This window comes from Streptococcus oralis, from assembly GCF_022749195.1.
GTDB classification, from domain to species: Bacteria; Bacillota; Bacilli; order Lactobacillales; family Streptococcaceae; genus Streptococcus; species Streptococcus oralis_CI.
Genome location: NZ_CP094226.1, coordinates 1,437,502 through 1,458,651, shown reverse-complemented (window position 1 = coordinate 1,458,651; position 21,150 = coordinate 1,437,502). Strand labels below are relative to the sequence as shown.

Sequence of the window (21,150 nt, the reverse complement as noted above, 5' to 3'; positions counted from 1 at the left end):
GAAAATCTAAAATATTGAGAAATCTAGCCCTTTAAAATGTGCTATAATAGAGAAAACAAAGATAAGAGGTTTATCATGACAAAATTATATGGAAGCTTAGAAGCGGGCGGTACAAAGTTTGTCTGTGCTGTCGGAGATGAAAATTTTAACATTGTAGAAAAAACACAGTTTCCTACAACAACTCCTATCGAAACGATCGATAAAACCATCGAATTCTTTTCAAAATTCGATAACCTTGCTGGGCTTGCTGTCGGATCATTTGGTCCAATCGATATCGACAAAAACTCCAAAACCTATGGCTTTATCACAACGACTCCAAAACCTCACTGGGCAAATGTCGACTTGCTTGGTGCCCTTCGTCGTGCTCTTAATGTACCCATGTATTTCACCACAGACGTAAACAGCTCTGCCTACGGTGAAGTAGTTGCCCGTAACAATGCTGGCGGCCGTATCGAGAACTTGGTCTACTACACAATCGGTACAGGAATTGGTGCAGGTGTTATCCAACGTGGTGAGTTTATCGGTGGTGTAGGTCACCCTGAAATGGGGCATTACTATGTAGCTAAACATCCAATGGATATTGAAAAAGAATTCAACGGCGTTTGTCCTTTCCATAAGGGTTGTTTGGAAGGCTTTGCGGCTGGACCAAGTCTAGAAGCTCGTACAGGTGTTCGTGGCGAAAACATCGAACTCAACAGCTCTGTCTGGGATGTTCAAGCCTACTATATCGCTCAGGCTGCGGTCAATGCTACCGTGACGTTCCGTCCAGACGTCATCGTCTTTGGTGGTGGGGTTATGGCCCAACAACACATGCTGGACCGTGTGCGTGAGAAATTTACAGCTCTTCTCAATGGATACCTACCAGTACCAGATGTGCGTGACTACATCGTGACTCCAGCAGTTGCTGGAAATGGTTCTGCCACACTTGGGAACTTTGTCCTTGCTAAGAGTGTCGCAAAATAAAACAAACAAAACATCCGCTTGGGAAACCAAACGGATTTTTCTATTCTCAAAACATCTGCCAGAAGAAATCAATAATATAGGTCAAACCATAAGTATAAACCACTAGGGTAAAGGGCTTGGTCAGAATGATGATAATCATATAGCGTTTGAAGGTCATCTTGGTAAGGGCAGCCAGCATGCAGAGAAAGTCAGCTGGGCTAACAGGCCAGATCATCATAAAGATAAAGAACCGCTCGAAACGATTGCCCTTATCTAGCCAACCGATGTACTTGTCATAGGTGCGCTTGCTGACGACGGACTGGACAAAGGCAGCTCCATAGAGGCGCACCAGGTAAAAGATAATGGCACAGCCAATCACGATGCCGATATAGTTATAGATAGTCCCGATGATGTGGCCGTAAATAAAGACCCCAGCCACTGAGGTCAAAGCTCCCGGAATGATCGGAACGACGGTTTGTAGGATCTGTAAAAAGATAAAGAGTGGTGGCCCCCAAACCCCAGCTTGCTGGATAAAGGCCGATAGTGTTTCCTTGGACTGTAATACTCCAGCCTGATAGGCCCAAATACAGAAAATCAAGGTGCCGACTCCCCCGACGATAGATGAGATATTGATGACTTGCTGTAGAAGGGGAGAAACAGCTTTCATTTGCTTATCCTGTGACATGTAAACTCCTGATAGATAGTATGATTCTACTATACCATATTTTATAGAGAAAAACTATCTGGATTATCTGACTGGAGAAATAAGTGTGGTAAAATGAGAATAAGAAAAAGACGGTATAGAATGAGGGGTATCATGTTAGGTTTAAACTTTAAAGGAAGCTGGCGCCAATATCAAAAACAGGTCTTGGATCGTTTTCAGGACTATCAAGCAGACGGTCATGTTCATCTAGTGGCGGCTCCAGGGTCTGGAAAGACCACCATTGGTATCGAGCTAATCGCTCGTTTTGGCAACCCAGCCCTCATCTTAGTTCCGACTGTCACCATTCGTGAACAATGGGTAGATAGGATCCAAACTGCTTTTCTAGAGGAAGGTCAGAGGCTTTCAGACCTCGTTTCCCAAAACTTAAAGGAGATGAAGGCATTAACGATTGTGACCTATCAGGCTTTTCATAGTGCCATGAACCAACTGCAATCACAAGAAGATGGTGAAGCAGAGGATTTTGTGGGGTTTGATTTGCTTGCAAGCCTAAGAGCTCAGAAAGTTGCGACTCTTTGCTTGGACGAATGCCACCACCTGCGTAATGAATGGTGGAAAAGTCTGGAAGCCTTTCGCAAGCAGTATGAACCGCTGCAAGTCATCTCCCTGACAGCGACACCGCCATATGACAGCGAGCCAGAACTCTGGGAACGCTATATCCGAATGTGCGGGGAGATCGATCAAGAAATCACGGTACCTGAACTAGTAAAGGAAGACACTCTTTGCCCTCATCAGGATTTTGTCTATATGTGTTCACCAACATCTGAAGAGGCGGAACGTCTCAAACGGTTTGAGGAGACTAAGTGGGACTATATTCATCACCTTATAGTCGATCCTGATTTTCAAACATTTGTAGCAGGGTCTAAGGTCCTCAAAGGGGATATTTCATCTGATTTGCTCTTAGAAGATCCCAAGTACTTGTCTGCTATGTTGATTTATATGCATTCTCAGGGGTTAACGATTCCTCCCTCTTTGCAAAATTTACTGGGAACCCAGAAGCTTCCAGCATTGACCTCCTACTGGTTGGAGACGCTGTTGCAGAGCATACTCTATCAGACACCAGATTGGTATGAGGATCCAGATGGATATAGGAAAAAGTTAGAGGTTGACTTGAAGGCGCGTGGGTTGGTGGAAAAACGTCAGGTTTATCTGGTTAAGTCTAAGGCTTCTGACCAGCTTTTAACCCAATCTCTGGGGAAGTTGTCTGCCATTGCCGATATCTTCTTGATAGAGTATGAGAGTCTAGGTCAGGAACTGAGACAGTTAGTACTAGCTGACTATATTCGCAAGGATTTTGCCACCTATCTGGGAGATGATCAAGCAACCATTTCTCAGTTGGGGGTTCTCCCTTATTTTGAAAGCATTCGTCGAAAAGCTCAGGAGCAAGAGATACCTGTGTCTTTGGCTGTCTTGTCAGGTAGTGTCGTTATTTTGCCTACCGATGTGGCAGTAGAGTTGAAGGAGCTCTTGCCTCAGATTCCTCTTAGTTTCTCATCTATTGGTCACTTGGATCCAAAAGATTATGTGCAGGTTGGTTTTCCGAGCTCAGCTAAGGGAATCGTAGCGGCAGTGACGGAGTTTTTTCAACGAGGGCGGATTCAAGTCCTAGTCGGAACCAAATCTCTCCTCGGAGAGGGTTGGGATGCTCCTTGTGTTAATTCCCTAATCCTCGGAAGCTTTGTGGGGAGCTTTATGTTGAGTAACCAGATGCGCGGGCGTGCCATTCGTATCTGGCCGGGACATCCAGAAAAGACCAGCAACATCTGGCATCTGGTAGCCGTTCAAGCGCAAGCGCTTATCACTTTTCCTGGTGAGGAGCCTAGACCAGAGAGCAATCAAGATCTGCAGACCTTGTCGCGACGGATGGAGCATTTTCTTGGATTGGCCTATAATCAGGAGAGTATTGAGACCGGTTTGGATCGTTTGGATTTTCCAAAGCCCCCTTTTAAGAAAAAGCAAATTAGTGAGTACAATGAGCGAGTTAAGAGTCTCTCCAAGGATCGAGCAGGCTTGAGACTAAAATGGCAGGAAGCTCTTGTCGTAGCGGATCAGTTCGAGATAGTTACAGAAGTCGCAACTCAAAAACAGAAGATCCCAGTCATTCTCTTGCTTGATGCATTAAAATGGGTTCGCATGTCATTGCTCTTGTTGGCAGTGGATTTGTTGGTTTTGCTATTTAGACTAAGACTGATCGGTGTTTGGTGGCTTACGGTAGCCTGTCTCCTTTTTTTGGTCTTTGCATCTTGGCGCTACCTCCGCTATAATAGTCCCTATAAATGTTTGCAATCTCTGGGTGAGCAGATCCGAAAGGCTCTGCTAGATTCGGGGCATCTAACGGATGATCAATCCCGTGTTCAGGTAGAGGAGGACAAGGAAAACTACATGGTTTTCGCCTATCTCAAGGGAGGAAACATGAGGGACAAGGAGCTGTTTGCGCAGACTGTGGGAGAGTTCTTTGCTCCAGTGGATAACCAGCGCTATCTCTTGAAGGCAGAGAAAGTCCGACAAGGTCAGTCACCTTACTATGTCGTGCCTAGTCTTTTTGACAAGCGCAAGGAAGAAGCACAGAAATTCCTCGACTTTCTGAGGCCAACTATCGGACGCTATCACCTCGTATATACACGAACAGAGGCCGGACGGAAAACCCTTCTCGAAGCTCGTATCAAAGCTCTCTCCAATCAAAACGACCGTACCTTGACTAAGAAGAAGGTTAAAAACCGGTTGGAGTAGGGGAGGTAAAATATACCCCGCTAGAAAATAAAAAAGCAAAGGGAGAAAATATGGCAGATACAATTTTAATTTTAGGTAATGGATTTGATATTGCAATGGGGCGAAAAACGAAGTATGAAGAATTTCTTGAATTTACTAATGATTTAAATTCAAGAAAGAAATACATAGTAAACTTTAGAAGATTTATTAAACAGTATAAAAAAATTAAGTTGTCCAATTATAAGGATAATTTGTATTTGAAATTTATTAATGAAAACAAAGATACTCTGGGAGAAAACTGGTCTAACCTTGAAATCATGATTTCTCGACTTGCGGATGGAATGATGTATTTCAAAGAAAATAGTAAAGTGTTCTTTGAGTGTTATGGCCTTGCTGATAAACCTGAATTTGATAATCACTTACTAGATATTAGTAATTACAATGCAAAACATTACATAGTTAAAATAGCTGAAGAAAAAAACGATACGCTAGCATTCGACAACAACGAAAAAGAGCTGCTAATAGAGGCACTTAACAATATCTTCATCAAGGAACTTGATTTATTAATTGAACTATTAGAAATCTATCTGTCATATTTGGATTATTTAGACTTTGAAGTTCGAAAAATTGAAGTAAGACCAACAGCCCTAGATGCAATATCGGATTTGTCAAATTCTTCTGTCCTAAACTTTAATTATACCAACACATCGAGCCATCTCTTTGGAACTTTTGAGGAGAAAACTCATTTTATACATGGGCGAATTGATTTAGATAGACAACCTAATAGGATCAATACCATGGTCTTTGGAATTGAGGATAAGGAAAATGATGTCAACAGTGATTTGATACCTTATCAGAAATATTATCAACGAGTTGTCAAAGAAACAGGAAATAAATTTGAAGAATTTTTTATTAAGAGAAATTATACTGTAAAAAATACTTCTGTTTTAGGGCGTGCTGTTCCGACTAGAGTTCCAGTTTCGAAAAACATTGTTATTTTTGGTCACTCAGTAGACCCTTTGGATAAAGAAATATTTCAAAAATGTTTTGAATTAGCAAAGAAAGGTGAGTATCCTTATCGATTTATTTTTACTTATTACGATGATGTAGCTAAACGTTCAATTATTAAGAATCTCGCAATCATCCTTGGTAAAGAAAAACTAGTAGAATTAACAGGGAAACGAAATGTTGTATTTGTAAAAAGTGATGACAAGATTGGCATGGAAAAAGTGCTACTACCTTAATATAGTCACAAAGTAATTGAAGTTATAGAATACTATTATAAAATCTTATTTAAAAATAATTCTACCCCACTCGATCTATTCAGGTCGAGTGATTTTTATAGAATTATGATAAAATAGAAATAATAATACATTTTTTGAAAGAGGTTTAGACAAAACTTTGTTTCCATATTTCCTGGAAACTGATAGAAAGTAAGGAGAAACATGGAACAAACTAATCAAAAATCCCAGTGCCAACAACTATGGGCTAGAAACAAATATCTCGTTTTGAGCCATTCCAGTAATATTTACAATGAGATTCGCCAATACTTGAAGAATGAAGAGGTGGAGCTGAGTCAGGTTCAAGAGATGATTGATCGTGCCTGTCAAATCCCAGAACACAGGGGTCAGGTTTGCAATGCCTTTCAGCATGTTTGGGGCTATTTCAAAAAGAAAGCGACAGATGCTGAGCGCAAAGACTATATGCTCTTACTGGATCGCTACCGCTTTGGTCAGGCTTCCAAGGAAGACTTGATCGCTAAAACTCTAGACTTGCTTGATCGCTATCCAAATAGTTACTTGCAACATTCGACTTTACTGAAAGGAGACTCCCATGAGACTTTGGCATGAGGATTTGATTTCACAACTTCCCCGTCCGCAACTTTTGGGGCAGCATCGAGAGTGTTGCGCATTGCGTGGCAATGGCTGGGGGAGAAAGCATGCGACGGTGGACTATGTCTTTACTCACTCGCCCTATCAACTCTATGCTTATCATCGCTTGATCATGGAGGAGATGGCAATCCGTGGCTACAATGTCAGTCCAGAGTGGCTGGACAAGAACTACCGTGGTAAGACCTGTCCTCCGTATCAAGACTTACTCGAGGAGAAGCTAGGCAAGCCCATCTATAGTGAACATGATGCAGAATACTATGAGGAGTGTCTGGCTAATCTCCGTGAGAAGGGGATCAACCTATAGTCTTTTCTAATAACAAGCCATAGTCACTGATGAGAATCATCAATGGCTCGTTTGAGCTTTCCAACTAAAATACAGCAATAAAACGAGCAATACAAAGGATTTGAGACACTGGTCTCAAGTCTTTTTCTTTTGTCCAAAAGAGTGATATAGTTTCAAACTATATCAAAGCCTAATTTTTTACAATTATACAGACCCTTTCTTTTCTGTTAAGATAGTTTCAACAACAAATTTTGGAGGACACATCATGTCAACTACGATCATCGGTTTCCCTCGTTTGGGCGAATTCCGCGAATTAAAATTTACAACTGAAAAATACTTTAGAAAAGAAATCTCAGAAGAAGAACTCTTGGCTGCGGCTAAAGAATTGCGTGCAAAACACTGGAACATTGTCAAAGAAAAAGGCATCACTGAAATCCCATCAAATGACTTTTCTCACTATGACAACTTCCTAGATGCAGCTTTCCTTTTCAACGTGGTACCTGCTTCAGTTCAAAACTTGGACTTGTCTGACCTTGAGCGTTACTTTGCTTTGGGTCGTGGTTACCAGGGAGAAAAAGGTGATGTTCGTGCCCTTCCGATGAAGAAATGGTTTAACACCAACTACCACTACATCGTGCCTAAATTTGAAAAAGACACTCAAGTTAAACTTGCAGGTCACAAGATTTTCGATGAGTTCCAAGAAGCTAAAGAACTTGGTCTCAACACTCGTCCTGTTCTTGTAGGTCCATTCACTTTCCTTCAATTGTCAGACTTTGAAGAAGGCGTGAAAGCTGAAGACTTCGTAGATAGCTTAGTAGCTGCATACCAAGAAGTTTTTGCTAAATTAGCTGAACTTGGTGCAACTCGCATCCAACTCGACGAAGCTGCTCTTGTAAAAGATTTGACAGCTGAAGAAAAAGCTCTCTTCTTGAACCTCTACAACAAACTTTTGGCTGATAAAAAAGGTCTTGAAGTCTTGCTTCAAACTTACTTCGGTGACGTTCGTGACGTCTACTCTGATCTTGTGAACTTGCCAGTTGATGCCATCGGTTTGGACTTCGTTGAAGGTAAGAAAACTCTTGAACTCGTTAAAGGTGGTTTTCCAGCTGACAAGACTCTCTATGCAGGTATTGTCAATGGTAAAAACATCTGGCGTAACAACTATGAAAAGAGCTTGGCTGTTCTTGAGCAAATCCCAGCTGAAAACATCGTTTTGACTAGCTCATGCTCACTTCTTCATGTGCCATTTACAACAGCTAACGAAGAATTTGAACCAGCTATCTTGAACCACTTTGCCTTTGCAGTTGAAAAATTGGATGAGATTCGTGACTTGGATGCTATCCGCAATGGTCAAGGTGCAGAAGCACTTGCAGCTAACAAAGAACTCTTTGCGACTGAACGTGTGGGTGAAAACGCAGAACTTCGTGCGCGCATCGCTGGATTGACAGACGCAGACTACACTCGTTTGCCAGCCTTTGCAGAACGTGAAGCCATCCAAGAAGAAGCCTTTAAACTTCCAGCCCTTCCAACAACAACCATCGGTTCATTCCCTCAAACTAAGGAAGTCCGTGCCAAACGTTTGGCCTTCCGTAAGGGTGAATTGTCACAAGAAGAATATGATGCCTTTCTTGCTGAAACCATCGACGAATGGATCAAATGGCAAGAAGAAGTTGGATTTGACGTGCTTGTTCACGGTGAATTCGAGCGTAACGACATGGTTGAGTATTTCGGTCAAAACTTGTCAGGTTACCTCTTCTCTAAGAATGGTTGGGTACAATCATACGGTATGCGTGGGGTGAAACCACCAATCATCTGGGGTGATGTGACTCGTCTTAACCCTATCACTGTCAAATGGTCTAGCTACGCACAAAGCCGTACTGACAAACCTGTTAAAGGTATGTTGACAGGACCTGTTACCATCCTTAACTGGTCATTCCCACGTGAAGACATCTCTATCAAGGATTCTACTCTCCAAATCGCTCTTGCTATCAAGGATGAAGTTCTTGACCTTGAAGCTGCAGGTGTGAAAATCATCCAAATCGACGAGGCTGCTCTTCGTGAGAAATTGCCACTCCGTCGTAGCGACTGGTACGAAGACTACCTTGACTGGGCTATTCCAGCCTTCCGCTTGGTACACTCAACAGTAGCGCCAGACACTCAAATCCACACTCACATGTGTTACTCAGAATTTACAGATATCATCCCAGCTATTGACAACATGGATGCGGACGTTATTTCCTTTGAAGCAAGCCGTTCAAACCTTGAAATCTTAGACGAACTCAAAGCGAAAAACTTCCAAACAGAAGTGGGACCTGGGGTTTACGATATCCACTCACCTCGTGTGCCAAATGAAGGCGAAATTGACCACACAATCGATGCTATTCTTGCCAAAGTTCCAAGCAAGAAAGTTTGGATCAACCCTGACTGTGGTTTGAAAACACGTGGTATTCCAGAAACAAAAGAAAGCTTGATCCGCCTTGTCGAAGCAGCAAAAGCTGCGCGTGAGAAATTATAAGATAAGATTTCTCTCGTGACACTGACTGATCAAGGAACTGCTTGGCCCAAGCCGGCTTAGCAATCATGAAATCAAAAAGAAAAGGATAATGACTATGTCACGCCAAACTCCGTCACTTTCATTTGAAGTGTTCCCTCCAAACCCAGCTGTAGGTAATGATAAAATTATTTCAGCCTTGCAGGATATGCGGGAGCTGACACCGCACTTTATCAGTGTGACTGCCAGCAATAATAAATTTAATATCAAGGAAACAACGGTTCGTTTGGCTGACTTTATCCAGAATGACTTGGCGATTCCAACCATTGCCCACTTGCCAGCTATCTATCTGACCAAGGAAAAGGTTGCTGAAACCATTACAGACTTGGATAAGGTTGGGGTACAGAAAATCTTGGCCTTGCGTGGGGATATTATCCCTGATGTGGAACCGCAAAAGGATTTCCGCTACGCAACAGATTTGATCGAGTTCATCAAGGAACAAGCTCCTCACTTTGATATTATTGGCGCTTGCTACCCAGAGGGGCATCCTGACTCGCCAAACCAAATCTCAGATATTCAAAATCTCAAGAAGAAAGTGGATGCAGGCTGTTCCAGCCTCGTAACGCAACTTTTCTTTGACAATGAGCGTTTCTACGATTTCCAAGACAAGTGTACCTTGGCAGGGATTGATGTTCCTATTCATGCGGGGATCATGCCCATTCTTAACCGTAATCAAGCGCTTCGTCTCTTGAAGACTTGTGAGAATATCCATCTTCCACGTAAATTTAAGGCCATCTTAGACAAGTATGAGCATGACCCTGAGTCGCTCAGAGCAGCAGGACTTGCCTATGCCGTGGATCAGATCGTGGACTTGGTAACTCAGGATGTCGCAGGTGTGCATCTCTACACTATGAACAATGCTGAAACAGCAAAATACATCCACCAAGCAACCCATGCCTTGTTTAACCATCAGTCTTTAGGATAATAAAAAGCAAACCATTCTTCTCAGGTGAGGGGAATGGTTCCTTTTTAATAGAAAAGCCCGCACTTTTTAAGAAAAATATGATAAAATAGACTCTGTACGTACTTGATACAAAGATGAGGGTATAAAAGTGTTAAAGGCTTTGTCGATTCTCAATTTTATGATAGAAATTTTTTCATAATTTGTTCTTTTCAGTATTTAGTTTGAGCGACACGAACGAGTCAAATCGATGTTATTTGACGAGAGAGTTAGTAAAGCATTTAGCTAATCGCCTAATAGCGATTAGCGTGAAAGGATTAGATGCTTTAGCATCAAACCTTTCTAATGATTTGTATCTTGAAAATTGAACTCGGCCGAAAAGCTGTGAAAAAAAGATAAACTGTCTTGTCTTCATCGAAGACTTCGCCAGTTTCCTATTTTTACTTTGCTTTTTGCGACCTTAGTATCTTGATCTTTGTAGGCAAGGCGTATAATTTCATCAATCCAAAGGGGATTAAAATGACAAAACAAGTGTTTCAAACGACTTTTGCGGGTCGTGAGTTAATCGTAGAGACTGGTCAGGTTGCTAAGCAAGCAAATGGCTCGGTTGTTGTGCGTTACGGTGAGTCAACTGTCTTGACTGCGGCCGTTATGTCTAAGAAGATGGCAACTGGGGATTTCTTCCCTCTTCAAGTCAACTACGAAGAAAAAATGTATGCGGCTGGGAAGTTTCCTGGTGGCTTTATGAAACGTGAAGGACGTCCTTCAACAGATGCGACTTTGACAGCGCGTTTGATTGACCGTCCAATCCGTCCTATGTTTGCGGAGGGGTTCCGTAATGAAGTCCAAGTCATCAACACAGTTCTTTCTTACGATGAAAATGCATCTGCACCAATGGCAGCTATGTTTGGTTCATCCTTGGCACTTTCTATTTCAGACATCCCGTTTGACGGACCAATCGCTGGGGTACAAGTGGGTTATGTAGATGGTCAAATCATTATCAACCCTACTCAAGAACAGGCAGAGCAATCGCTTCTTGAATTGACAGTAGCTGGGACCAAACACGCTATCAACATGGTTGAGTCTGGTGCCAAAGAATTGTCAGAAGAAATCATGTTGGAAGCCCTTCTCAAAGGGCATGAAGCAGTCAAAGAATTGATTGCCTTCCAAGAAGAAATCGTTGCTGCGGTCGGTAAGGAAAAAGCAGAAGTGGAATTGCTTCATGTAGACGCTGAATTACAGGCTGAAATCATCGCAGCCTACAACAGTGACCTTCAAAAAGCGGTTCAAGTAGAAGAAAAATTAGCTCGTGAAGCTGCGACTCAAGCAGTTAAAGACCAAGTGACTGCGGTGTATGAAGAAAAATATGCAGACCACGAAGAATTTGACCGTATTATGCGTGATGTGGCTGAAATCTTGGAACAAATGGAACACGCTGAAGTGCGCCGTTTGATTACAGAAGACAAGGTGCGTCCTGACGGTCGTAAGGTTGATGAAATCCGTCCTTTGGATGCGGTTGTTGACTTTCTTCCTCGTGTGCACGGTTCAGGTCTCTTTACTCGTGGCCAAACTCAAGCCCTTTCAGTCTTGACCTTGGCTCCGATGGGAGAAACTCAAATCATCGATGGTTTGGATCCAGAGTACAAGAAACGCTTTATGCACCACTATAACTTCCCTCAATACTCTGTAGGGGAAACAGGTCGTTACGGTGCGCCTGGTCGTCGTGAAATTGGTCATGGGGCTCTCGGTGAACGTGCTCTTGCTCAAGTCTTGCCAAGCTTGGAAGAATTCCCATACGCTATCCGCTTGGTAGCTGAGGTCTTGGAATCAAATGGTTCTTCTTCTCAAGCTTCTATCTGTGCGGGAACGCTTGCCCTTATGGCTGGTGGTGTGCCAATCAAGGCGCCAGTAGCTGGTATTGCCATGGGTCTCATCTCAGATGGTAATAACTACACAGTATTGACCGATATCCAAGGATTGGAAGACCACTTTGGAGATATGGACTTCAAGGTTGCTGGTACTCGTGACGGGATTACAGCTCTTCAAATGGATATCAAGATTCAAGGAATTACTGCAGAAATCTTGACTGAGGCCCTTGCTCAAGCCAAGAAAGCTCGTTTTGAAATCCTTGATGTGATTGAAGCAACCATTCCAGAAGTTCGTCCAGAATTGGCTCCAACTGCACCGAAAATTGATACCATCAAGATTGATGTGGACAAGATTAAGATTGTCATCGGTAAGGGTGGGGAAACTATTGACAAGATTATCGCTGAAACAGGCGTTAAGATTGATATCGATGAAGAAGGTAATGTATCTATCTATTCTAGTGACCAAGATGCCATTAACCGTACCAAAGAAATCATCGCTGGTTTGGTTCGTGAAGCCAAAGTGGATGAAGTTTACCATGCTAAGGTTGTTCGTATCGAGAAATTTGGTGCCTTTGTCAACCTCTTTGATAAGACAGATGCACTTGTGCACATTTCTGAAATGGCTTGGACTCGTACCAACCGTGTTGAGGACTTGGTAGCTATCGGTGATGAAGTCGATGTTAAGGTTATCAAGATTGATGAAAAAGGTCGTATCGATGCCTCTATGAAGGCTCTTCTTCCTCGTCCGCCAAAACCTGAGCATGAAGAAAAAGGTGAAAAGTCTGAGCGACCTCACCGTCCACGTTATCATAAGGACCACAAACCTAAGAAAGAAGTTACAGAAACACCAAAAGATTCAGAATAAGAAAAGGAGAAATGTATGGGATGGTGGCGCGAAACCATTGATATTGTAAAAGAAAATGATCCAGCGGCACGCAACAGTTTGGAAGTTTTGCTGACTTATCCAGGTGTAAAGGCCTTAGCGGCTCACCGTCTCTCGCATTTTCTCTGGAAGCACGGCTTCAAACTCCTGGCTCGGATGCACAGTCAGTTTTGGCGCTTTTGGACCCAGATTGAGATTCATCCGGGTGCCCAGATAGAATCAGGTGTTTTTATCGACCATGGTTCAGGTCTGGTGATTGGAGAGACGGCGATTGTTGAAAAAGGCGTTCTTCTCTATCACGGAGTGACTCTTGGTGGAACAGGGAAGGATGTTGGCAAACGCCATCCGACTGTTCGAAAAGGGGCGCTGATTTCGGCCCACGCTCAGGTGATTGGCCCTATTGAAATTGGAGAGAAAGCCAAAGTTGGGGCGGGTGCAGTGGTTGTGGCAGATGTTCCGAGCGATGTGACAGTTGTCGGAATCCCAGCTAAGATCGTCCGAGTTCATGGACAGAAAGATGAGCCGACGATCCACGAAGTTGAAGAAAAACGAGAATACTATCTAGACAAGCTAGAGCATGCCCGTGAAGCCAGTCACCATTCATCAAGTCTGTAGGATAGGGTAGCAAAGTTAGCGAGGTGAAGTATGACAGGAGGTAAGAACTATGTCAGATTTATCAGATGCAATTTTGAACCAGGCAGTTCTTGAGTTGCAAGAACACTTGGATGGTCTTGCTAAGGAGCGCTTTATAAAATTGCCACCTAGCCACCAGCGTGAATGGGCTCATTATATCAGTGAAGCCAAAAAAGATGAGACCAAACTGCGCCGTCTAAATAAAATGAAGGCGGATTTGCTGGAGCCTTAAAGAAAGAGAAGTTATGCTATTAGAGGAATTTGAAGATGTAGCAGCAGTTATTGAGCCAACTGAAAAGCCAGTCCATGACAAGGGTGAGGTATGCGAAACCATCATCCTGTCCTTTAATGGCGAAATTCTGAAACGATTGATTGAGTCAGAAGAAGTCTATCAAGGAGGCTATTTGAAAAGCATCAACGGACAGCATCCATGGTATATTTACCGCCAAGGACCTAGCAAGCTAGCAGTTATGTTGGCTCCAATTGGGGCTCCCATGATAGTCGGCCAGCTGGAGGAGTTGGCGACCAGAGGCTTCAAAAATTTCATCATTCTAGGTTCCTGTGGCGTTTTGGACCGCTCAATTGAGGCTGACAAGATTATCTTGCCTGCAGCTGCTTTGCGAGATGAAGGGACTAGCTATCACTATGCCCCACCGGGTGACGAAGTCGCTTATGACGAGTCTTTGTTAGTTAAGCTAGAAGCCATCTTTGATAAGCACGATATAGAGCATATCCGCACCAAGACCTGGACGACTGATGCTTTTTATCGGGAAACGCCTGATAAGGTCAAGCGTCGCTTGGTTGCTGGTGCTCAAGTAGTAGACATGGAAGCTTCAGCTATCATAGCTTGGAGCCAATTTCGCAAGACCAAGGTCTATCAGTTCTTCTACACAGCTGACTATGTGGATCATCATAACCGAACCTGGGATGCTCGGCATGAAGAGCGGACAGCTGATGTCATGACCTTTTTTACTATCGCTTTGACAATAGCAAAGGAACTAGAAAGGTAACTACAAGAATGGCAGTATATTTTTACGGCTGTATTACCATGGATGGCTACTTGGCAGACAGCCAGCACAGGATAGACTGGCTGTATCAGCTTGGTTCTGTAGAGGATACAGGCTATGATGACTTTTACAGACAAATGGATATTACCATCATGGGCAAGCGGACCTTTGAGGAAATCCAAGATTTGCAAGATGTAGAAAGTTTTTATCAAGCTACGGAAAACTATGTCTTTACGCATGATAGGCACCTGCCTGTCAGCAATTACCAGCCAGTAGCTGGGGATGTGGTGGACTTTGTTCAGCAGATTGACAAAGGCAAAAATGTCTTTGTGATTGGTGGTAATTCCTTGGTAGGACCGCTCTTGGATGCGGATCTTTTCGACCACCTCATTATTCAGATAGCGCCCCTTATCCTAGGAAAGGGGGTTCCCCTCTTTACCCAAGAGGAAGGGCAGCGCTTTTACCAACTGGATAGCCTCAGACAATTTGGCCCTTTTGCAGAGCTGGTTTTCAGCCGAAAAAGTCAGAAATAGAGAAGGGAGTGGACCGCATGATTAAAATTTATGACACCATGTCTCGTGATTTGCGAGAATTTGTACCTATTGAGGACGGCAAGGTTAAGATGTATGTCTGTGGGCCTACGGTCTACAACTATATCCACGTGGGCAATGCCCGTTCGACGGTGGCTTTTGATACCATTCGTCGTTATTTTGAATACCGTGGCTACGAAGTTGCCTATATTTCCAATTTTACGGATGTGGATGATAAGATTATCAACCGTGCCAAGGAAGAAGGCATCACGCCTCAGGAGGTTGCGGACAAGTACATCGCTGCCTTTCGTGAGGATGTGACAGCTTTGGGCGTGAAACCTGCGACTCGCCATCCGCGTGTAGTGGAGTTTATGGCGGACATCATTCGTTTTGTCGCTGACTTGATTGAAAAAGGCTTTGCCTACGAGAGTCAAGGGGATGTCTATTTCCGTGTAGAAAAATCACATAACTATGCTAAGTTGGCCAATAAAACCTTGGAAGATTTGGAGCTGGGTGCTTCAGGTCGTACCGATGAAGAAACGGCTCGCAAGGAAAATCCTGTAGACTTTGCTCTTTGGAAAGCTGCAAAACCAGGCGAGATTTCTTGGGACAGTCCTTGGGGACCTGGTCGTCCGGGTTGGCATATTGAATGTTCAGTCATGTCGACAGAGATTTTGGGAGATACCATTGATATCCACGGTGGTGGAGCTGATTTGGAGTTTCCTCACCATACCAACGAAATTGCCCAGTCAGAAGCAAAAACAGGCAAAACTTTTGCCAACTACTGGATGCACAATGGCTTTGTCAACATTGATGACGTCAAGATGTCCAAGTCTCTAGGTAATTTCATCACCGTTCATGATGCCCTCAAGACCATTGATGGTCAGGTGCTGCGTTTCTTCTTTGCTACCCAGCATTATCGTAAGCCGATTAATTTCACGGAAAAAGCTGTCCGCGATGCAGCGACCAATCTCAAGTATTTGAAGAATACCTATGAGCAACCTTTTACTGGTCAGGCAGATTCGGCTCAGCTTCAGGCCTTTCTAGACAAGTTCACCGCTGCTATGGACGAAGATTTCAATGCGGCCAACGGTATCACGGTTGTCTTCGAGCTGGCCAAGTGGATAAACTCCGGCAACTATGATGCAAGTGTTAAGGAAGCTCTTGCGGCTATGTTGGAAGTCTTTGGGATTGTCTTTGTTGAGGAAGTTTTGGATGCAGACATTGAAGCCTTAATCCAAAAACGTCAAGAAGCGCGTGCCAATCGTGACTTTGCGACAGCGGACCAAATCCGTGACCAATTGGCTGCTCAAGGAATTAAGCTCCTTGACACCAAGGATGGAGTGAGGTGGACTCGTGATTGATGTCAATCTCATTAACGGGATTGCGCTAGCTTTTGAGGGAGATGCGGTTTATTCCATGTATATCCGTCGCCATCTCATTCTCAAAGGCATGACCAAACCCAATAAACTTCACCAAGAGGCGACCAAGTATGTCTCGGCCAAGGCTCAGGCTCGCCTGATTGCCCTCATGTTGGAGGAGCAAGTCCTGACGGAAAAAGAAGAAGAAATCTACAAACGTGGCCGCAATACCAATAGTCACACAAAGGCTAAAAATGCAGATGTCGTGACTTATCGTATGTCCACGGGATTTGAGGCGGTCATGGGCTATCTCCATCTGACTGAAAATCTGGAGCGTCTAGAGACCATAATTTCTTGGTGCATCCAAAAAGTGGAGGGCTAGAATATGATTGCAAAAGAACTACAGGACTGGTTTCCTGAAGCTCAGATTTCAGATCAGCCAGTAGAGAAACCAGGCTATCTTACTCTCCCTTTAGCTTCTCAGCAGTGGATTTTACTGGAGGAAGCTGGGCTCAGCGAACGTGAAAAGCAGTTAATTGCCCTTTTAACCCAGCAGGAGCAGGCTCGTTCGCTCAATCCTTGGTATTCCTATCTGATTGAGGGGAAGGGGCGGGCACCGCAAACTTTCAAAAAGCTTCAGCTGGTTTATTGCCATCTATCTTATTACCAACAGGAAAATCTATCCTCTTGGCTAGACATGATGCGGACTCTTTTTCCCAACTGCCAGACAGTATTGCAGGTTGGGGCTCAGGATTATGTATTTGTGCTTCAACAAGATAAGTACAGCTCTGTTCGCTCGATCTTATCTGATACGATTGAAGCGGTTGAGTATGACTTTGGCCTTCGTCTGTCTATCATGTTAGGCCAGGTTTGGTCTCAGACAGGCCCTCAAGCCCTATCAGACTTGATCAAAGCGGAGCGGGACTTGTTTAAGGCTTGGTGGCGTCAAGGTCATCAAGGTGTTCATACTTTTTCACAGCTCTATCTCTGGAGTCTTGGGGAAGGACTGGTTGACCATAGAATTATCAAAGACTGCCTTCGTCAGTTGATTCTGGACCAAGATCAGATTCAGGAGATTATTCTTTCTCTCTGGGAAAACAGTGCTGTTCTGACTAAGACAGCTCAGCAACTCTATCTGCACCGCAACTCTCTCCAATACAAGATTGATAGATGGGAAGAATTGACAGGGCTTCAGTTGAAGGAGTTAACGGATCTTACCTTGTGTTATCAGTTGATTTTACCAGATATTCTTTAAAGTTTTGTGCAAGTTGCACAGAACTTTTTTATTTTTTTGGTCACCTTGCCATAGAAAAGTAAAGCGTTTTCATCTATAATAAAACTATCAAAATACAAAAGGAGTTCACCTCGATGGTAGAATTAAATCTTAAAAACATTTACAAAAAATATCCAAACAGCGAACACTATTCAGTTGAAGACTTCAACTTGGACATCAAAGACAAGGAATTTATCGTTTTCGTAGGTCCTTCAGGATGTGGTAAATCAACAACTCTTCGTATGATTGCTGGTCTTGAAGACATTACTGAAGGTACTGCATCTATCGATGGTGTGGTTGTCAACGACGTAGCTCCAAAAGACCGTGACATCGCCATGGTATTCCAAAACTACGCTCTTTACCCACACATGACTGTATATGACAACATGGCTTTCGGTTTGAAATTACGTAAATACAGCAAAGAAGACATCGACAAACGTGTACAAGAAGCTGCAGCAATCCTTGGTTTGAAAGAATTCTTGGATCGTAAACCAGCTGACCTTTCAGGTGGTCAACGTCAACGTGTTGCCATGGGTCGTGCGATTGTCCGTGATGCAAAAGTGTTCTTGATGGACGAACCTTTGTCAAACTTGGATGCTAAACTTCGTGTATCAATGCGTGCTGAAATTGCGAAGATTCACCGTCGTATCGGAGCTACAACTATCTACGTAACCCACGACCAAACAGAAGCAATGACGCTTGCAGACCGTATTGTTATCATGTCAGCTACTAAGAACCCTGCTGGTACAGGTACTATCGGACGTGTTGAACAAATCGGTACCCCTCAAGAAGTTTACAAAAACCCAGTTAACAAATTTGTAGCAGGATTTATCGGAAGCCCAGCTATGAACTTCATCAATGTGAAATTGGTTGGTAGCGAAATTGTTTCTGACGGTTTCCGCTTGAAAGTGCCAGAAGGTGCTTTGAAAGTTCTTCGTGACAAAGGCTACGAAGGAAAAGAATTGATCTTCGGTATCCGTCCAGAAGATGTGAATGCAGAACCTGCTTTCCTTGAAACATTCCCAGAATCAGTTGTTAAAGCAACTATCTCTGTATCAGAATTGCTTGGTTCAGAATCTCACCTTTACTGCCAAGTTGGTAAAGACGAATTTGTTGCAAAAGTGGATGCTCGTGACTACTTGCAAACAGGTGCAACAGTTGAACTTGGATTTGACTTGAACAAAGCACACTTCTTCGACGTAGAAACTGAAAAAACAGTCTACTAAGCAAATGAAATGTCAAAACACTGCTAGAGAAATCTGGCAGTGTTTTTCTTTTAAATGCTTGTTATTGGTATAAAAACAGGCTTTTCTAGTTTTCATATCCTTAAAAAAGTGATAAAATGGTAGGAAGAATTGGAGAGTATAGATGCCGAAAGAAGTGAATTTGACGGGCGATCAGGTAGTCGCTTTAACGAAAGAATATTTAACAAAGGAAGACGTTGCTTTTGTACAAAAAGCATTGATTTACGCAGTTGATTGTCATAGTGGGCAGTTTCGGAAATCAGGTGAGCCCTATATTATCCATCCCATTCAGGTAGCAGGCATTCTGGCTAAGCTCAAGCTGGATGCCGTAACCGTTGCCTGTGGTTTTTTGCATGACGTGGTTGAAGACACAGATGCGACACTGGATGATTTGGAGAGAGAGTTCGGTCATGATGTTCGGATTATCGTTGATGGGGTGACCAAGCTTGGTAAGGTTGAGTACAAATCACTCGAGGAACAATTGGCTGAAAATCACCGCAAGATGCTTATGGCCATGTCAGAGGATATCCGTGTTATCTTGGTTAAATTATCGGACCGTTTGCACAATATGCGGACTCTCAAACACCTTCGAAAGGACAAGCAAGAGCGTATCTCCAGAGAAACCATGGAAATTTATGCACCACTTGCTCATCGTCTAGGGATTTCCAGTGTCAAGTGGGAGTTGGAAGACCTATCTTTCCGTTATCTCAATCCAACTGAGTTTTACAAGATCACCCACATGATGAAGGAAAAGCGCAGAGAACGTGAGGCTCTGGTCGACGAAGTCGTAACCAAGTTGGAGGACTATGCTACCGAACGCAATCTCAAAGGGAAAATCTATGGTCGTCCTAAGCATATCTATTCGATCTACCGCAAGATGCAGGATAAGAAGAAACGCTTTGAGGAAATTTATGACCTGATTGCCATTCGCTGTATCTTAGATACCCAGAGTGATGTCTATGCTATGCTGGGTTATGTGCATGAACTTTGGAAACCCATGCCAGGCCGCTTCAAAGACTATATCGCCAATCGTAAGGCCAATGGTTACCAGTCTATCCATACAACTGTTTATGGGCCAAAAGGGCCGATTGAATTCCAGATTCGGACTAAGGAAATGCACGAAGTGGCTGAGTATGGGGTTGCGGCTCACTGGGCTTATAAGAAAGGCATTAAAGGGCAGGTCAACAGCAAGGAATCTGCTATTGGAATGAACTGGATCAAGGAGATGATGGAGCTCCAAGACCAGGCTGATGATGCCAAGGAATTTGTGGACTCTGTTAAGGAAAACTATCTGGCGGAGGAGATTTACGTCTTTACTCCTGATGGTGCGGTTCGCTCCCTACCAAAAGATTCAGGACCGATTGACTTTGCCTATGAAATCCATACCAAAGTCGGTGAAAAAGCGACTGGTGCCAAGGTCAATGGCCGTATGGTTCCGCTGACAACCAAGCTCAAGACAGGGGATCAGGTTGAAATTATCACCAACCCCAACTCCTTTGGTCCGAGTCGTGACTGGCTCAACATGGTCAAGACCAGCAAGGCGCGCAACAAGATTCGTCAGTTCTTTAAAAATCAAGACAAGGAATTATCCGTTAACAAGGGCCGTGAGATGTTGATGGCCCAGTTCCAAGAAAACGGCTATGTAGCCAATAAATTCATGGACAAGCGCCATATGGATGAGGTTCTTCAAAAGACCAGCTACAAGACAGAGGAGGCTCTCTACGCAGCCATTGGTTTTGGAGAAATTGGCGCTATTACCGTCTTTAACCGCTTGACCGAAAAGGAACGTCGTGAGGAAGAACGCGCTAAGGCCAAGGCGGAGGCAGAAGAGCTTGTCAAAGGTGGCGAAGTTAAGGTTGAGAACAAAGAAACCCTCAAGGTTAAGCATGAGGGTGGCGTGGTCATTGAAGGTGCTTCAGGTCTCCTAGTTCGGATTGCCAAGTGTTGCAATCCAGTGCCGGGTGACGACATTGTCGGCTACATTACTAAGGGACGCGGTGTGGCTATTCACCGTGTGGACTGTATGAATCTCCGTGCCCAAGAAAACTACGAGCAACGTCTCCTTGATGTGGAGTGGGAAGATCAATTCTCAAGCAAGGAATACACTGCCCACATCGATATCTATGGTCTCAACCGTACAGGGCTCTTAAATGATGTTTTACAAGTTCTCTCAAACACAACTAAGAATATCTCAACCGTTAATGCTCAACCAACCAAGGATATGAAATTTGCTAATATCCATGTCTCCTTTGGTATTTCCAACCTCTCTACACTGACCACAGTCGTGGACAAGATTAAGAGTGTGCCAGAGGTTTACGCTGTTAAACGGACTAATGGCTAATTATCCTAGCT

The 21,150-nt window shown here is 43.6% G+C and carries 18 protein-coding genes; 17 read left to right on the top strand and 1 reads right to left on the bottom strand.

What is annotated here, in order from left to right; translation table 11 throughout:
• Positions 1-75 precede the first annotated feature (75 nt).
• On the top strand, positions 76-963 hold the full coding sequence (gene scrK, locus MP387_RS07130; RefSeq protein ID WP_242745913.1) for a fructokinase ScrK: 888 nt from the start codon (positions 76-78) through the stop codon (positions 961-963).
• 46 nt (positions 964-1,009) lie between these two features.
• Here scrK and MP387_RS07125 read toward each other — a convergent pair whose 3' ends face one another.
• Entirely contained in the window at positions 1,010-1,627 is a 618-nt protein-coding gene (locus tag MP387_RS07125) for a TVP38/TMEM64 family protein (RefSeq protein WP_000076176.1), read from the bottom strand.
• 132 nt (positions 1,628-1,759) lie between these two features.
• Here MP387_RS07125 and MP387_RS07120 point away from each other — a divergent pair, with 132 nt between their 5' ends.
• The 16 genes from MP387_RS07120 to MP387_RS07045 all read left to right on the top strand — a co-directional run bounded on the left by MP387_RS07120 (position 1,760) and on the right by MP387_RS07045 (position 21,139).
• The gene (locus MP387_RS07120; RefSeq protein WP_242745912.1) at positions 1,760-4,393 is read left to right on the top strand and encodes a DEAD/DEAH box helicase family protein; all 2,634 of its coding nucleotides are present in this window, start codon (positions 1,760-1,762) and stop codon (positions 4,391-4,393) included.
• A 50-nt stretch (positions 4,394-4,443) separates the two neighbouring features.
• Positions 4,444-5,616, top strand: coding sequence for an AbiH family protein (locus MP387_RS07115; RefSeq protein WP_242745911.1), 1,173 nt, complete (start codon positions 4,444-4,446; stop codon positions 5,614-5,616).
• Positions 5,617-5,817: 201 nt separating this feature from the next.
• Positions 5,818-6,222 (top strand): YbgA family protein, encoded by a 405-nt coding sequence (locus MP387_RS07110; RefSeq protein WP_242745910.1) that lies wholly within the window; start codon positions 5,818-5,820, stop codon positions 6,220-6,222.
• Positions 6,206-6,568, top strand: coding sequence for a TIGR02328 family protein (locus MP387_RS07105; protein ID WP_242745909.1), 363 nt, complete (start codon positions 6,206-6,208; stop codon positions 6,566-6,568). The genes MP387_RS07110 and MP387_RS07105 overlap by 17 nt, the downstream gene beginning before the upstream one ends.
• A gap of 244 nt (positions 6,569-6,812) precedes the next feature.
• Complete coding sequence (metE, locus tag MP387_RS07100; RefSeq protein ID WP_084880494.1) at positions 6,813-9,062, top strand: 5-methyltetrahydropteroyltriglutamate--homocysteine S-methyltransferase; 2,250 nt, start codon at positions 6,813-6,815, stop codon at positions 9,060-9,062.
• A gap of 94 nt (positions 9,063-9,156) precedes the next feature.
• Positions 9,157-10,023, top strand: coding sequence for a methylenetetrahydrofolate reductase [NAD(P)H] (metF, locus tag MP387_RS07095; protein ID WP_242745908.1), 867 nt, complete (start codon positions 9,157-9,159; stop codon positions 10,021-10,023).
• 495 nt (positions 10,024-10,518) lie between these two features.
• The gene (gene pnp / locus MP387_RS07090) at positions 10,519-12,732 is read left to right on the top strand and encodes a polyribonucleotide nucleotidyltransferase (RefSeq protein WP_242745907.1); all 2,214 of its coding nucleotides are present in this window, start codon (positions 10,519-10,521) and stop codon (positions 12,730-12,732) included.
• A gap of 15 nt (positions 12,733-12,747) precedes the next feature.
• The gene (gene cysE, locus MP387_RS07085; RefSeq protein ID WP_070657773.1) at positions 12,748-13,365 is read left to right on the top strand and encodes a serine O-acetyltransferase; all 618 of its coding nucleotides are present in this window, start codon (positions 12,748-12,750) and stop codon (positions 13,363-13,365) included.
• Positions 13,366-13,414: 49 nt separating this feature from the next.
• Positions 13,415-13,615, top strand: a complete 201-nt coding sequence (locus tag MP387_RS07080) for a YdeI/OmpD-associated family protein (RefSeq protein ID WP_008808365.1) — start codon at positions 13,415-13,417, stop codon at positions 13,613-13,615.
• 13 nt (positions 13,616-13,628) lie between these two features.
• Positions 13,629-14,393 (top strand): nucleoside phosphorylase, encoded by a 765-nt coding sequence (locus MP387_RS07075; RefSeq protein ID WP_242745906.1) that lies wholly within the window; start codon positions 13,629-13,631, stop codon positions 14,391-14,393.
• Positions 14,394-14,401: 8 nt separating this feature from the next.
• A complete protein-coding gene (locus MP387_RS07070) occupies positions 14,402-14,923 on the top strand; it encodes a dihydrofolate reductase family protein (RefSeq protein ID WP_242745905.1) in 522 nt (173 codons plus the stop codon).
• 17 nt (positions 14,924-14,940) lie between these two features.
• Positions 14,941-16,284: a cysteine--tRNA ligase gene (cysS, locus tag MP387_RS07065; RefSeq protein ID WP_242745904.1), complete on the top strand. Its 1,344-nt coding sequence runs from the start codon at positions 14,941-14,943 to the stop codon at positions 16,282-16,284.
• A complete protein-coding gene (locus MP387_RS07060; RefSeq protein WP_000567909.1) occupies positions 16,277-16,663 on the top strand; it encodes a Mini-ribonuclease 3 in 387 nt (128 codons plus the stop codon). Before cysS ends, MP387_RS07060 begins: the two co-directional genes overlap by 8 nt.
• 3 nt (positions 16,664-16,666) lie before the next feature.
• The gene (locus MP387_RS07055; protein WP_242745903.1) at positions 16,667-17,536 is read left to right on the top strand and encodes a helix-turn-helix domain-containing protein; all 870 of its coding nucleotides are present in this window, start codon (positions 16,667-16,669) and stop codon (positions 17,534-17,536) included.
• 113 nt (positions 17,537-17,649) lie between these two features.
• The gene (locus MP387_RS07050) at positions 17,650-18,780 is read left to right on the top strand and encodes an ABC transporter ATP-binding protein (RefSeq protein ID WP_000229944.1); all 1,131 of its coding nucleotides are present in this window, start codon (positions 17,650-17,652) and stop codon (positions 18,778-18,780) included.
• A gap of 142 nt (positions 18,781-18,922) precedes the next feature.
• The gene (locus MP387_RS07045) at positions 18,923-21,139 is read left to right on the top strand and encodes a RelA/SpoT family protein (protein ID WP_242745902.1); all 2,217 of its coding nucleotides are present in this window, start codon (positions 18,923-18,925) and stop codon (positions 21,137-21,139) included.
• Positions 21,140-21,150: the final 11 nt, after the last annotated feature.